Source organism: Novipirellula aureliae (assembly GCF_007860185.1).
Classification (GTDB): domain Bacteria; phylum Planctomycetota; class Planctomycetia; order Pirellulales; family Pirellulaceae; genus Novipirellula_A; species Novipirellula_A aureliae.
In genome coordinates, this window is the sequence record NZ_SJPY01000001.1 from 679,522 (window position 1) to 694,619 (window position 15,098).

8 protein-coding genes are annotated in these 15,098 nt (G+C 52.9%); 3 read left to right on the plus strand and 5 right to left on the minus strand.

The features are described 5' to 3' along the window. Positions 1-175: 175 nt before the first annotated feature. A complete protein-coding gene (locus tag Q31b_RS02610; RefSeq protein ID WP_146598089.1) occupies positions 176-2,248 on the plus strand; it encodes a M13 family metallopeptidase in 2,073 nt (690 codons plus the stop codon). Here Q31b_RS02610 and Q31b_RS02615 read toward each other — a convergent pair. Then, a complete protein-coding gene (locus tag Q31b_RS02615) occupies positions 2,235-3,905 on the minus strand; it encodes an AAA family ATPase (protein WP_146598090.1) in 1,671 nt (556 codons plus the stop codon). The genes Q31b_RS02610 and Q31b_RS02615 overlap by 14 nt on opposite strands. 30 nt (positions 3,906-3,935) lie before the next feature. Then, complete coding sequence (locus Q31b_RS02620) at positions 3,936-5,576, minus strand: peptide MFS transporter (protein ID WP_197170782.1); 1,641 nt, start codon at positions 5,574-5,576, stop codon at positions 3,936-3,938. 664 nt (positions 5,577-6,240) lie between these two features. On the opposite strand from Q31b_RS02620, the gene yajC reads away from it, so the two are divergent. Next, positions 6,241-6,609: a preprotein translocase subunit YajC gene (yajC, locus tag Q31b_RS02625; protein WP_197170784.1), complete on the plus strand. Its 369-nt coding sequence runs from the start codon at positions 6,241-6,243 to the stop codon at positions 6,607-6,609. 117 nt (positions 6,610-6,726) lie between these two features. Beyond that, positions 6,727-9,915, plus strand: coding sequence for a protein translocase subunit SecD (secD, locus tag Q31b_RS02630; RefSeq protein ID WP_231617251.1), 3,189 nt, complete (start codon positions 6,727-6,729; stop codon positions 9,913-9,915). A gap of 178 nt (positions 9,916-10,093) precedes the next feature. Here secD and Q31b_RS02635 read toward each other — a convergent pair whose 3' ends face one another. The 3 genes from Q31b_RS02635 to Q31b_RS02645 form a co-directional block, all read right to left on the minus strand. Next, entirely contained in the window at positions 10,094-12,046 is a 1,953-nt protein-coding gene (locus Q31b_RS02635; RefSeq protein ID WP_146598724.1) for a hypothetical protein, read from the minus strand. A 260-nt stretch (positions 12,047-12,306) separates the two neighbouring features. Beyond that, the gene (gene glgX / locus Q31b_RS02640) at positions 12,307-14,388 is read right to left on the minus strand and encodes a glycogen debranching protein GlgX (protein ID WP_146598093.1); all 2,082 of its coding nucleotides are present in this window, start codon (positions 14,386-14,388) and stop codon (positions 12,307-12,309) included. Continuing rightward, a complete protein-coding gene (locus tag Q31b_RS02645; protein WP_146598094.1) occupies positions 14,378-14,566 on the minus strand; it encodes a hypothetical protein in 189 nt (62 codons plus the stop codon). The genes glgX and Q31b_RS02645 overlap by 11 nt, the downstream gene beginning before the upstream one ends. Positions 14,567-15,098 lie beyond the last annotated feature (532 nt).

Consider the following 15,098-nt stretch of genomic DNA (forward strand, 5'->3'; position numbering starts at 1 on the left):
CCCGCCCATGAGGGCTGTTAACGGTTTCACGGTTGCGACGTACAATACCGACGAGTACCGGTGCGGTCACTCGTAGACCCGCAAATCGTAGACTCGCAAATCGTAGAATCGCAAATCGTTGTGCATGAATCTACGCAAAAAACAACCTACCAACGAGCTTAGGAGCTTATGACCCATGCGATCTTTCGCTATGTCTCTTTCCTTGATTGCCGTTTCGCTGCCCAGTTTTGCAGTCACAATGGGCCTTGTGACAATAAACCCGGCGTTTGCCGAAGCCGTGGACGAGACCAAAACATCGGGAATCGATAAGTCGTTGTTCAGCGACGAAGTCGGGCCTGGTGAAAATTTCTATGAGTATGCGAATGAAAAATGGCTCGAGTTGACAGAGATCCCCGGCGATAAGGCGGACTATGGGATCTTTACGATTCTAAACGATCAAACCCAAGAACAAGTCCGTGAATTGATTGAAGAGGCAGCCAGTCGTTCGAACCAACCCGGCAGCGCTGCGCAAAAGGTTGGCGATTTGTATCGTAGCCTGACCAATCTCGAAGCTCGAAACCAAGCGGGCATTGAGCCTGTGGAAGATCTGTTGGCAAAGATTGATGCGGTCCGTTCCAAGGAAGATCTTGCCGACGTGCTTGGGCTTCTCGCTCGCAACGGAGTCTACGGCCCGTTCGCTTCGTATGTGGGTGTCGATGCGAAAGCCAGCGATCAATACACCGTCTACATTACCCAGGCCGGCTTGACGCTTCCCGACCGTGACTACTACATCGAAGACGACGCTCGCTATGTGGAGCTGCGTGAAAAGCTGAAGCGATATATCGCGGATATGCTCGGCCGCATCGAAGTAGGCAAGGTGACCGTTGACGGAAAAGCGGTTGCAGGGGTGTTTGAAATTGAACGGCAAATCGCAGAAGCTCATTGGACAAAAACCGAAAACCGCGATCCCGAAAAAACGTACAACGCTGTCACGTCCGATGAACTCGCCAAGAAGTTCGGCGCGTTTGACTGGAACACATATGCAAAATCTGCTGGATTATCGGGGCAAGACAAGTTTGTTATCCGTCAACCGAGCTACGTCGACGCATTCGCAACCCTGTTCGAGGAGACGAATATTGCGGATTGGAAATCGTATTTGAGTTTCCACCTCATGGATACGTACGCCTCGTCACTAACCGAAGCGTTGGAGAAACGCAGCTTTGACTTCCACAGCACGGCCGTCAGCGGAATAACCGAACAGGAACCGATGTGGAAGCGGGGTGTCAATACGACCAGCAGCGTACTTGGTGAATTGGTCGGCCAAGTCTACGTCGAACGCCACTTCACTCCGCAGGCGAAGAAGCGGATGAACGAATTGGTTGACAATCTAAAGCAAGCCTTTGCGAAACGAATCGAATCACGCGATTGGATGGGCGAAGGAACCAAGAAACAAGCCCTCATCAAACTGAGCCAATTCACAACAAAAATCGGCTATCCCGACGAGTGGAAAGACTATTCGAAGCTGCAAATTGACCGTCGAAATTTAGCAGCAAACCTGATCGCATCGGCGAATTTCGAGTACCAGCGAGACCTCGATAAACTCGGCGGGCCGATCGACCGCAACGAGTGGCACATGACGCCGCAGACGATCAACGCCTACTACAATCCAACGATGAACGAAATCGTTTTCCCTGCTGCTATCTTGCAACCACCGTTCTTCAACATGGCGGCCGATGACGCGGTCAATTATGGAGCGATCGGGGCGGTGATCGGACACGAACTAAGTCACGGCTTCGACGACAAAGGCAGCAAGTATGATGGGAAAGGGAACCTGCGTTCTTGGTGGACTCCAAACGATCGCAACGAATTCGAACGGCGTGCGGCGATTTTGGCGGACCAGTACAGCGAGTTCGAGCCCGTCGAAGGCAACTTCGTGAACGGAGATTTTACGCTGGGGGAAAATATCGGCGATCTAGGCGGATTGAATGTCGCCTATGAAGCGTACCAACTGTCGCTTCATGGAAAGGAAGCTTCTGTGATCGATGGTTTGACCGGCGATCAACGATTCTTCTTGGGATGGTCGCAGATTTGGCGACGACTGTATCGCCCGCAAGAGCTACTCAAGCGATTGGTGACCGACCCCCATAGCCCGAGCGAATGCCGGGTCAACGGGATCGTGCGAAACATGGACGCTTGGTACGATGCCTTCGAAATCAAACCGAGCGATCCACTTTACTTAGCACCCGAAGAACGCGTTAGGATTTGGTAGTCGAGGGCGTTTCGTCGATCCACTCCACTTCGGCCCAATCGGCAAGCTGGATGTGTTCACATTGTTTACAGCGAACTCGCCGTCCCAGCGACTCAGGCATCATCCGAACTCGCCGCTCGCATCCGCTGCAAACGATTCGCAGGACATGCGGGCGGCGGACCAGATCGGTGAGTTTTTGCGGGCTGATTCCTGGCAAGCGAATGTCGTTTGCCAGTAACGTCGTCAACAACGATTCGGTCAACTCCGGCTGATTGGCAATCCGGTCGGCGAGACAGCGAACGGTGTCTTCAAAAGCGTTGCGTACCGTTCGCCCATTGCCGAAATGACGATCTCGTTTTTCGTAGAGAGCTTGCAAACCGACCAACAATCGATGTCTGGCCTCACTCGGCAATCGATACTGGTTTTGTTTGCAAAGTGACTCGAAAATCTTCGCCAGTTCTGGCGCGGCGTAATCTTCAAAATGGATACGCGTATTGATCCGTGACGACAAGCCGGGGTTACTGCGAATCATCATCGCCATTTCGTCACTGTACCCAGCCAGGATAACCGCCATGGATTCGCGGTCGTCTTCCATTCGTTTGAGTAGCGTTTGAATCGCTTCGCGTCCGTAAGCGTCGTCGCCCGATGAGTCGACCAGGCTATAGGCTTCGTCGATAAACAGGACGCCTCCTTTCGCCGAATCGCATAGTTTGTTGGTCTTGGGGGCTGTCTGTCCTGCGTACTCGGCGACCAAACCGCTGCGATCGGTTTCGATCACATGTCCGCGGCTGAGTGTCCCGAGCCCACCAAGAATTTGCCCGACGATCCGAGCGACCGTTGTTTTGCCCGTTCCCGGATTGCCGACAAAAGTCATATGTAAACTGATTGGCATCGTCGACAATCCGGTATCACGCCGCTGTTGTTGCAACTTTAGAAAGTTCGCGTAGCTGCGGATCCGATCCTTGACTTCTCTTAGTCCGATCAGCGATTCCAATTCTTTGAGTGCCGCTTGCAATTGTTTTTCGCGTGTCTCTTGACTTTCGGCTTCGGGCGTCGAGCCATCCGTTGCCGTCGCTTGCTGCTGAGCGTTTTGGTAGGCCGTTTTGGAAGGTCCTTCGGACGATGCATGTCCGAGCGGCGCCAGGATCGAAGCGGGGTCGGCGGGATGGAGCGCCATGTCGATCGATCGTTGCAACGTGTGTAGGACAACCGATTCTTCTGGCATCGTTTGGCCGTCACATTTGGCCACAAGATTGGCTAATCGCATCACGATCGTCTCGACTTGCACCTTGCTATCGGCCAACGGAGCGTAGCGGACGAAGGGTGCGACCAGAGATTCCCAAGACAACTTGTCGGCTTGTTCGAACAGTGATTCAGCTGCTTCGCGGAGATGGGGGCCGTGCATCTTTTGCCCCCACAAGTAGTCGATCATCTCTGCGGCGACTCGTTTTTCAGCGGCGCTCCAGCGGTCATCGGCACGGACGATCGTCACGTAAACTTTGATCAATAGTCCGCGATGAAGATCGTCCATCAATTCGACAAAGCGATTGGGATCGCCTTGAATCAAACTCGGATAGCGGCGAACCATCCATTTCCCGCAGTGCTGATAGAGTTTGCCACAATCGCGAAGTACGCGGCGGAGCATTCCAATCAGGCGGGTATTCTCAGGACTGTTCATGCGAATTTGCAGCCTCCTGCCGCGGCCCCCCTATTTCACCCCGTGCATCATGCGTTTAAGCATCGGCGTTAAGACGAGCAGGATAAAACCGGCGGAAGTGGGCAAGATAACCAGCAGCAAGAAGAATCCGGGAAGTCCGTCAAGGATAAACGACAAATCGGCTGGTTCCCCATTTTCGCCGGGCTTGAATTTGGTCGACAATGCTGCCAACAGTCCACCTGCCAGATTCGCTAGCGAGAACGAGAAGAACCAAGCACCCATCATCAACGATTGCAATCGTAGCGGAGCCAACTTCGTAATCATCGACAAACCGACTGGCGACAAACAGAGCTCGGCCCAAGTGCATACGACGTAGGTCACCAAAAGCCAATGTGGCGATGCCAGACCATTGGTATTCGCATCGATCGCACCAAGCACCATGGCGATGAAGGCCAAGCCGAGCAACCAGAGTGAGATGGCGAACTTTAGGGGTGTCGAGGGATTCGCATTGCGTTTCCCGAGCCAGACCCAGAGCATCGAAAACAGTGGTGCAAAAATAACGATCGTCAGCGCATTGACGGATTGATACCAGGTGGATGGGAACTCATAGCCAAAGAGGACTCGATTGGTTTGCTTTTCGGCAAACACGTTGAGTGAACTGCCGGCTTGTTCGAACGCGGCCCAGAAGAAGATATTCCCGACAAAGGCTAAGATCAGAATCACCATTAACCGCTGCCAATCGATGGCATTGAGTGGGCGATTGAGTTCGGTTTTTTCGTGCTCGGTAAGTTGCGTTTTGCCACTCGCGAGATCATCGACAACCTGCTTTGGAGAAAGGCCGATACCGGCTAGATATTTGGGACGAAAGAATTGATAGAAAAGCAATCCCAGGATCATCCCGACCGCCGCGGACCCAAAACCCCAGTGCCAGCCGACTTTTTGGCCAAGCGTTCCAGCGATAAGCGGTGACAGGAATGCACCAAGATTGATTCCCATGTAAAAGAATGTGAACCCGGCGTCCCGCCGAGCGTCGTCGTGGGGGCCATACAATTGGCCCACCATCACGCTCACGCACGGTTTGAAAAAACCGGTCCCGATCACAATGAGAGCTAGGCCGGTTAAGAAAATCAGAAGTGCCCCAGGGCCCGTTTGCAGCGTGACGGCTTCACCCGCGGTGATACCGAAGAGCTCGGTGCCCGCCAACGTGATGTGTCCGAGAGCGATAATCCAGCCGCCGATCAACATGGATCGATGCGTGCCTAGAAACTTATCCGCCATCCAGCCGCCGAAAATGGGCGTCAGATAGACCGCCCAGGTGTAGATGGCGTACAGAATCGCCGCGCTCGCTTCGCTCCATCCGAACCCCGGGTTGATGTTCGGGACGATTTCGCCGCTGCTGTTTTCCACCATCGAGCTTGTCGATGCGATCAGGTAGAGCACCAAGAGTGCCCGCATCCCGTAATAACTAAATCGTTCCCACATCTCGGTGATGAACAAAATCCACAGCCCAGCGGGTTGGCCAGGCGATTTCCCCCCCGCTTCGTCGGTGAGTAGTGATTCGGGCATGGGCGGTTGGTCGTGTTCCAACTCTGTCGGCGTGTACGGACTTATTCCCGATAGATTTTCGGCTGAATTGCCGTCACCGTTCCCACCACTGGGAGAATTGTCTTGGTTACCACGCATACGATTCATTCGCTCCTGTGAATATCCGCCCGACAATGAAACTTATTAAAAAATGGCTGAAGCGACCAATTCTAAGCGGAAAGGTGCTTGCTCCGCACCCCTAGTGCTTTATCAATCTTTCATTTTAGGGTTCGAGGGACCGGAGGGCTCGCGCCCTGCCGCTAAAACTTGTAGCGGAATGGCGCGAGCGGGCTGTTGATTTAATCGTTTAACGCTTAGCCGAAGGCGCCAGCTTTTCCATAAGCGGTCGCCTATGGCTTAGCGTTATACAATAAATCGTGTCAAACCGATTGAATCGACAGCCCGCGAGCCGTCCGGCCTGACCCTAGTTTCTAATTTGGACAAAGTTGGGGATGACAAAGCGGTGGATACCGGGTCAGCGTCACTACCGCGACGGGGCTCAGCCTGCGTTGCTAGCAGATACTCTTTTCGTGTCGAGGGGCCATAAATGGGGGCTGGGAGGTCTCGAGGCGGCAGTCAACCGCGAAATTCCTGGCAATAAATGGGTTTAACCCGCTTGAACCTACCGTGCTGGGCTTGTGACGTTTTTTTAGCTTCCATATCATGCCCCACTTGTTGTCTGCTATTTATTCGCAATTCGCAATACTGCGAGAGAAACGGATTGTTTGCTAACGTGTTTTTCCATACAACCGAGACTTTTGGCCAGATTGGCTTGATTTTATCCACTTTGTTGGCTCAGGATGCTACTGCTGCGCCCGCTGCCGATGCGGTGTCCCGCGAGCCGACATTTGTCGAGCAGCTGTTTGCCAACCCGTTGTTGCCGATCGTTGTCGTCATCTTTTTGTTCTACACCCTGCTATTGGCTCCCGAACGACGGCGCAAGGCGGAAGAAGCGAAATTACTGGCTTCACTAAAGAAAAATGACCGTATTGTTACTGTTGGCGGGATCCACGGGACGGTGGTTTCGGTGACGGCTGACAGTGATGTGGTGACCATAAAATGCGACGAAAGTGGCAATACCCGTCTGAAAATGAACCGTTCGGCGATCTCGACGATCGTCAATCCCAATAAAGAGACCTAGGAATCTGACCGCAAGGAAGCGGATTCTAAGGCGAAGACATAATATCACCCCGACACTCGCAGAAACGATCTGATGGATTGCTCCTTTCTTTCTTACCTTCCAAATCTATTTAACACGATGAATCCAATGTTGCTTGTCGCACAAACTCGCGAGGTGGCATCGAGTGTCACCAAAGGTATTTCCTGGGAACAATATGGTGCATTGGCGGTCGCGGTCGCCGTCATCGTCCTGCCATTTGTGATCGGGGGTTTTTTGGCAAAAAAGGCCAAGATGCCGACCTATGGCACCCGTTTCGGTTTGGTTCTGCTAGCAATCATTGCCAGTGCAGCGGTACTGCTTAACAAGTTGCCTGGACTCGGGGTCGACCTTCGCGGCGGTACGATTTTGGTTTACGAAATCGATCAAAGCAAAAATATCGGATCAAACGACCAAACCGGCCAGCGTCAAAAGATTATCTCCGAAGACTTGATCGAGCCACTGTCACGGCGTATCAACCCCAGCGGCACACAAGAAATTGTGATTCGCCCCTACGGTGAGAGCCAAATTGAGATCATTGTTCCCGAAGTCGACCAACGTGAAGTCGACCGCATCAAGCAGGTGATCGATACAGCGGGGATTTTGCGGTTCGCGATTCTGGCCAATCGTGCCGACCATCAACGCATTATCGACTTGGCGATCGAGCAGTCCGAAAGCGATTTCCAAAGCGATCGAACTCGCCCCTTCGTCCAAGACGTCAATGGTGACGTTGTCGGAGTGTGGGTGCGTGTGGACCAGGAAGTCGAAGAAACAGACGGAATTCGTCCGTTACGAGTGAACGTGGGCGACGCGATTGTTCGCAACCCCAGCACGGGGCAATTGATCGATTTGCCGATGAGCGTTCGTGGCGAAGGTGGCGAATCGAAAATTGTTCGGTGGTACCAAAGTCAAGGTCTCAAGAGCATTGAGACGTTGATGATTATCGACCCGCTTTTGGATGTCAAAGGCGAAGATTTGGCGTTTGCTGCGAGTACCTTTGACCAAAATGGTGCTCCCGCGGTCGCATTCAATTTAACCGATGCAGGCAGCGGAAAATTCTTTGCGTTGACGACCAACAACGCTCCGAAGGGAACGCGACAACGCCAACTTGGGATCGTGCTCGATGATACGCTGTTATCCGCTCCGAACATTTTGCAACCGATTCGCAAAGAGGGCCGCATTACCGGCAACTTTACACGGGAAGAAGTCGACCAATTGGTGCAGATTTTGAAGGCAGGTCAATTGCCCGCCGCCCTGACACCTCAACCGATCGCCGAAAATCAAATCGATGCAACGCTCGGTGCCGATACGATCCACAAAGGGGTCTTTGCGATTGGCTCGTCACTGATCATTGTGCTGATCTTTATCCTATTCTATTACCGCTTCGCGGGTCTCGTCGCCTGTATCGCCTTGATGCTGAACTTGGCAATGATTTTGGCGACCATGGTACTGATCAACCAACCGCTGACGCTGCCGGGATTAGCGGGTCTGGTTTTGACCGTCGGTATGTCGGTCGATGCGAATGTGTTGATTTTTGAACGAATACGCGAGGAACTGAAAAAGGGGGCCGCCGCCCGAATGGCGATTCGCAACGGTTTCTCCAAAGCAACCGTGACGATCGTCGATGCGAACTTGACCACCTTGATTACGGCCATCGTTTTGTATGCGATCGGGACCGACCAAATTCGCGGATTTGCCGTGACGTTGATTCTCGGTATCGTCTATTCGATGTTCACCGCGATCTACATGTCACGAACCTTCTTTGACGTTGCCGAACGTCGCGGAATCTTGACGCTAAGCATGTCGGACGGCGTCAACTCGCTTCGTTCAATGCTCACCTCGGGTGCGGACCTCGATTTTATGGGCAAACGAAAACTGGCCTTGGCGATTTCGAGTCTACTGATGATTGTCGGTGCCGCATCGATTTTTGCTCGCGGCAAAACCATGTTCGATATCGATTTCGCTGGCGGTTCGTCGGTGCAATTCCGACTCGACAAACCAACCGAAACCGACACCGTCCGTGATATCGTTAGTAAGACGATGATTGGTGCTGATGACAAGCCAATCCAATACACCGTCAACGGTGTCAGCATGGATGATGTCACGGACCAAACTGTCTACAAGGTGGATTCATCGTTCGAAAAGGTCGAGCAGCTCAAGGCCGCCATTTCCAAAGCATTCGCTGAGGAGCCGTCCGTCAACTTGGTGACCTACACGATCAACATTACCGCTACCGACCCGAATGAAACGTCCCTTTTCTATCGTAACCGTGGCTCGGATCGCAATGGCACCATGCTGGCGGTTATGCGACCTCAAGCATTGCCAGAAACGACTGCAGAAGAGATTGTGGAAACGGCTGCAGAAGAAACGGATACGGAAGGTGATTCTGGTCCCGGTGAATTGTCCGCTGGCGAAATCGTCTTCAGTACTTCAATGATCGAACTGGGTATTACCGGTGAAGAGGTTGGGGCGAAGGCGAATGCTGCTGCACTCATTGAATCGCTAACGGAGGCAGCTGAAACGGTCGGTGTGCCTCTCAATGCTCGTGCCATTGAACTGACCCCAATGGGTGATGGCGTTGAAGATTGGAATCCAGAATCGTCATTGGGCTTTAGCAATTGGAAAATCAGGTTGCCGTTGGCCTTTGAGCAAGCGGAGGCCGTGCTAGACCAAGTCAAAAAGACACTCGGAAACGACCCGGTTTGGATCAGCAGCAGTAGCGTTGGTGGCCAAGTTGCCGGTGACATGATCGGGCGAGCGTTCGGTGCCTTGTTCGGTAGCTTGTTGTGCATCATCGGATACATTTGGTTCCGATTCCAACGCGTCATGTACGGACTCGCGGCGGTTGCAGCTCTTTTGCACGACGTGCTCATCACGCTTGGTGCGATTGCAATTAGTTACTGGTTGTCCGACGCCCTTGGCTTTTTGCTGATTGACCCCTTCAAGATCAGTTTGACGGTTGTCGCTGCACTTTTAACGATCATCGGCTATTCGCTTAACGATACGATTGTGGTCTTTGACCGGATTCGCGAAACGAAGGGCAAGGCCCCCCATTTGACGAGCGAGATGGTCAACAGCAGTATCAATCAAACGCTGAGCCGAACCCTGCTAACGTCGTTGACAACGTTGTTGGTGGTGGTCCTGCTTTACGTGCTTGGCGGCGAGGGTATTCACGCATTCGCATTCTCGCTCGTGGTCGGCGTCTTGGTAGGGACATACAGTTCGGTCTTCGTCGCAAGTCCTGTTCTGCTATGGCTGATTCAGCGAAGAGAGCAACCCAAGGCGGCCTAGTGAATAACCCGGGCTAGTCAAGCATCGGTGATCTGCTTCGAATGGTTTGATGAGCGTGCATTAGCGGTTCGTCTTTGCCGCCGACATTCAAGAGCGGGACGAATACGAATCCGGAATGCTCGTTCATGGCCGAAGGCCGTGAACGGCTACACGAAACCTTGCTCGGAGAGCGGAGCGACTATACCTTGCGAATAAAATCGGCGGCGTAAGAGCGGACCTTTGTTCCATTGAGAACATGAACCATTCGAAGTTGTTGCACTTGCTCGTCGCTGAAGGAGCTGATGGGCACATGGACCAAATGCTTTTTATGGCGGCGTGCCAAGCGTTGCCACCCGCTTCCGGGCGGCAAGGCCGATAGGATCGCAATTTGACGGCCGCGCGAATGCAGGCATGCGGCGGCGATCAATCGCTCTTCGAGTGTCGTTGTGTAATCGAGCCGAGCATCGGTCCAAATGTCGGGCAACATGATCGGCGGATACAAAAACATGGCTCCCCCGTAAACACTCAGTCCGATCCCAGGGCCGACCATTTCGTCTTCGAAACGTGTTGCATAGAACGCGAGTGTCGATTCTTGTTCATGCTCGGCAAACCATGTCGTTCGCCAAGGGTAATTGCGAGGGTCCGATGGTGAATCGAAAAGCATCACGCAAGCGTCAAGTAATCCTCGGCTCGGCGGTGCGATTTTGACGTAGATTTGTTTCTCGTACCAATGCCGAAGCGTATCGCGAATATCAATTCCATCCTTGACGCTCGTCGTGAATTTTTCGGTGCGTGCCAAGTCGTTACCAATGATCGCTTTTGCTCGATCGAAAACGCGAGTGCGAAAGTTTTCGATCTGCGTATCCTCGGGCGGGTAGCTACATTGCTGGTACGGGTTCCAATCGTATTGCCAACGTTCCTTTTCGAAAGGAGTTGGCCTTCGACTGAGTTCGATTCGCTGCCAACTAATGGGTGGCCCAGGAAGTCGACTGACGATTGACACCATGTCACCATCGGGCAGTCGTGCTTGATCGATACCGAGTTTGACTTCTGGGAGAACATCGGCACCGTCAAAATCTTCAGCCGATTTGAGAGCGGGATAGTGGTTGGCAAGCTCGGCAACGTGCAAAGCAAATTGGTCCCCTAGGATCTGTTTGGATGCCGTAATGATCGTCACCAAATCAGGCGTCATGCGGCGATGGACGAGTGACAAATTGCGGATGTAAGTCAAGCACTTGGACAATAACAGCGGTGTGATCCGTCGAGCTCGGCTGCCAAGTTCTTGCCGGTAATTGTCTCGCGCCGCCAACATCAACTCCTTGACCCCGTCGATCTGCAGGTCCTCGTCCTCGTCCAGTTCCGCCCTTGCCCGTTCGTACAACCCTGTGATGAAAGGCAGTTCGCCGAACAAGAACAATAAGGATTTCGAATCGACACCGTAGCGGGTGACCGGTTCGACCAGATCATGTTCTGGATTGACACCATCATTCGGTGGTGAATTGCTCTGCGGATCGAGACGGTTGTAGGCTTCTCGAATCCACGGCCAATCCAAAACACTGCAAACCATCAAAACACGTTGGTGGTATTTTTCCAGTTCGCGAAGTCGTAACGCCATGCACTTCATTCGGTCAACCGCCTGTCCGTCATGAGGCCGGGCGATACTTGGCAGCACCGCTGCGGCAAACATTTCGGGCGACACCTTCCGCACCGCAAAGGGGTCGGGCATCACGGCGGAGTGAGGGCAAAAAGGATCGGTTTCCAAGTCCACATACGCTCGCGGTACATGTTCGCCCATTGCCGCTCGTATCGCCATAATCACTGGCTGGCACGGATCGATCGGCACGTAACTGGTCGGCGCGATATCGTCATCCACATCAAAGTCATCGTCATCCTTGTCGTCATCCTCCGACTCGCTCCATGGCTGTTCACCCCAAGCGGGCGCTGACCATTCGGGTTGTGATGATTCCACACCGAAACGCGGTGTTGGTGGTTGCATGACAATCGAGGGTCTTGGCAACTCTAAAACCGCCTCTTCGACTTGCTGGCGAAACGAAGCCGGCAGTGGAACGGCCAAGCAATCGGGGGAATGCTCTAGAAACCAGCGTCGCACGGTCAACGCAAATTGGCCACTACCGTGAATGACAGGCAACATGGACACGCGGTCACTAAGCCTGAGCAGCGGCGGAGTTCGATTCTGGGAGCTAGGATTCACGAAAGGGGCTCTTTTGATAAGGACGAGGACTGCATGGATTGTCGCCGTCAAGATCCATGCGGTCAACAAGACTTGTCCTTTGTTACCGCTTGATTTTGGACTTGGTAGAAGAGTGGCTGGGGTACCTTGCCTCAGTAAGCTGCGGCTGGAAGCCACAGCCACGAAAGATGCTTACCTTCATTCTTCGTTGTGACAAAGCACTAGCCGCTTATCGATTTCCGGTTGGCAGTCAAAACGACCGTTGACCGTTCTTGGACCGCATAGAAACGACGGCCCGAAACGGGAACAGCGATTCCAATATCACCTGGTGATGGTTCATGGGTATCGATGTGCCGGTTCCAATCCTTGAATGCTGCGGGCACCCTAGGCAACTCAAAATGGATGGGTTCCCAGTAAGCATTGAATATCAAGTGATACCATTTGTCAGGTGTTTCAATGGTAAAGGCAACCGTACGCGAATCTTGGCTCCAATCGGGGTGGTCCAAGACGGGGCCGTGCCAACGAACCTTGGCGCGTGCGATGACCTCGTTCAAACTCAGTTTTGTATCTTTGCGAGCGGGCAAACTCTTTCGGTATTGGATCAACTTCTTTAAGAATCGGTGAATGTCGGCGTGCTGGGTTAACCTGCTCCAATCGAACCAGCTAATCTCATTGTCTTGGCAATAGGCATTATTGTTCCCAAGCTGCGTGCGCCGTACTTCGTCGCCCATCAATATCATTGGAACGCCGAAAGCTAAGACGTTGATCGTCAAGAAATTTTTGATCTGTTTGATCCGCAATCGCTCGACCGCTGGATCGTCCGTCGGTCCTTCGACGCCACAGTTCCAGCTTAGATTCTCGTTATGGCCGTCCCGATTGCCTTCGAGGTTGGCCTCATTGTGTTTGGTGTTGTAAGAGACCAAGTCGTTGAGAGTAAAGCCGTCGTGGGAGGTGACAAAGTTAATGCTCTGTTCGGGCTCGCGATTTCGATACCCATAGATATCGGGGCTGGCCAGAAACCGTTTTGCATACGTTCCGGTTTTCCCTGGGTCCCCTTTGACAAACGACCGTACATCATCGCGAAAACGCCCGTTCCATTCTTTCCAATGATCGCCAAAAAAGCTGCCGACTTGATACAACCCGGCGGCATCCCAGGCCTCGGCAATCAGCTTCGTGCCGCTGAGTACCGGGTCGGTTTCAATGTCCCACAAAATCGGAGGATCGGCCTGAGGATGGCCCTCCGTATCGCGAGACAATACGGACGCCAAGTCGAAGCGAAACCCGTCGACGTGCATTTCCTCAACCCAGTATCGTAGGCTGCTGAGAATCATCCGACGGACAACGGCATGGTTCCCATTAAGCGTGTTTCCACAACCACTAAAGTTAGCGTAGTGGCTGCGGTTTTTTGCTTCCGGAGGCCGACTTTCTAGGATGTAGTAAGCCGGGTTTTCGAGACCGCGGAAACAAAACGTCGGCCCGTTGTCACCTCCTTCGGCGGTATGGTTGTAGACGACATCCAACAAGACTTCGATGTCGGCCCGATGGAGTGCTTTGACCATATCGCGAAATTCATCGAGCACTTCAATGGGGGACTGCGTCGATCCGTAACCCAAATGGGGTGTGAAAAATGAAACCGGATTATAGCCCCAGTAATTGGTCAATCCCGGTGGCGCTTCTTGCGGATCGAATTGGAAGACCGGAAGTAGCTCAACGGCAGTGATCCCCAAGTCTTTTAAGTAGGGAATCTTTTCGATCAAGCCTCGGTAAGTACCACGCATGTTTTCGGAAACGCCGGACGTGGGATGCTGCGTAAACCCACCAACGTGCATTTCATAGATGATCGTTTTGTTAAAAGGGTGCCGCAACGGTGCATCGCCTTCCCAATCATACAGACTCAGGTCGGCGACGACACTTTTCATCGCGTAGGGAGTATTGTCACCCGGCCGTGCGGCGGCTTCGCGATCGTAAAGGCGAGGGACGGCAACGGCCCGGCCGTAGGGATCGAGCAAGATCTTTTGGTTGTCAAACCGCATGCCATGTTCGGGCAGATACGCACCGTCGCAACGATACGCATAGACCTGGCCGGCACGAGCACCATTAACATGGACGTGCCAATAGTGGAACGTGCGGTTGGTGTCGCCATCAAGCCGAATCACTCGAGCGGGCTTGATGTCGTCGACATGATCAAACAGCAATAGCTCCATCGCAGAGCAGCTTTTCGAATGGACGCTGAAATTAACGCCGCTGGCGGTTAGGGTTGCCCCGAGCGGATAAGAGGTGCCCTTGCCAATGTCACTTGTCATGATGTTGTTGGAGATAGATGGTGGCATTTTTGTGCATTAGAGTACGCGTCGATGATAAGGTTTCTCCGGCAAACCGCCTAGCAAAGCTCCACTGCTTTTCAAAGCGGATTTCGACATCCACGGTGACTTCACGCGTGTCCTTGGTGATTTCGGCTGGCAAGGTGGCGAAAGATTTCATGCGATATCACGAAATACTTCGACAAGTGATACTTTCGTTGACGCAAAGCAAGGCATACCAAGCCCGACGAAAGCAATCTCTTGGCTTCGCGTTTGTCCGGTGACGCCCGATACCGGCATCCCAGCGTCGTGGATCAGCAAACACCTCTCCCGAGATTAGTCGCTCATTGGTAAGTCCTCGAATAACGGGACGGACCGCTTGATGGAACGATTCAGCCCGAGGATCGCTTCCGGATGGATGGGAAGCCCCGAAGGTGGTAAGAGAGTCTGTCGTCGGTTTTTGCGGAAAACCCTGGCCTGCACAAACGTTGGAAACCACAAAATCGGCAAAAGCAACGAACGGCACGCTACATCGTAGGTTGAATTTCATTGGTCACTCTGGCAAGATATTGGTCACTCTGGCAAGATATCGAAGAGACGCACTGTGGCTTGGAGATCGCTGTCCCGTTGAGGCATCGGTCTGCATGAACCCTATGTCAACATTCGAAGGGAAGCGAAAATAAACTTCCAAAAAAATACTTCTCTCCGATCAC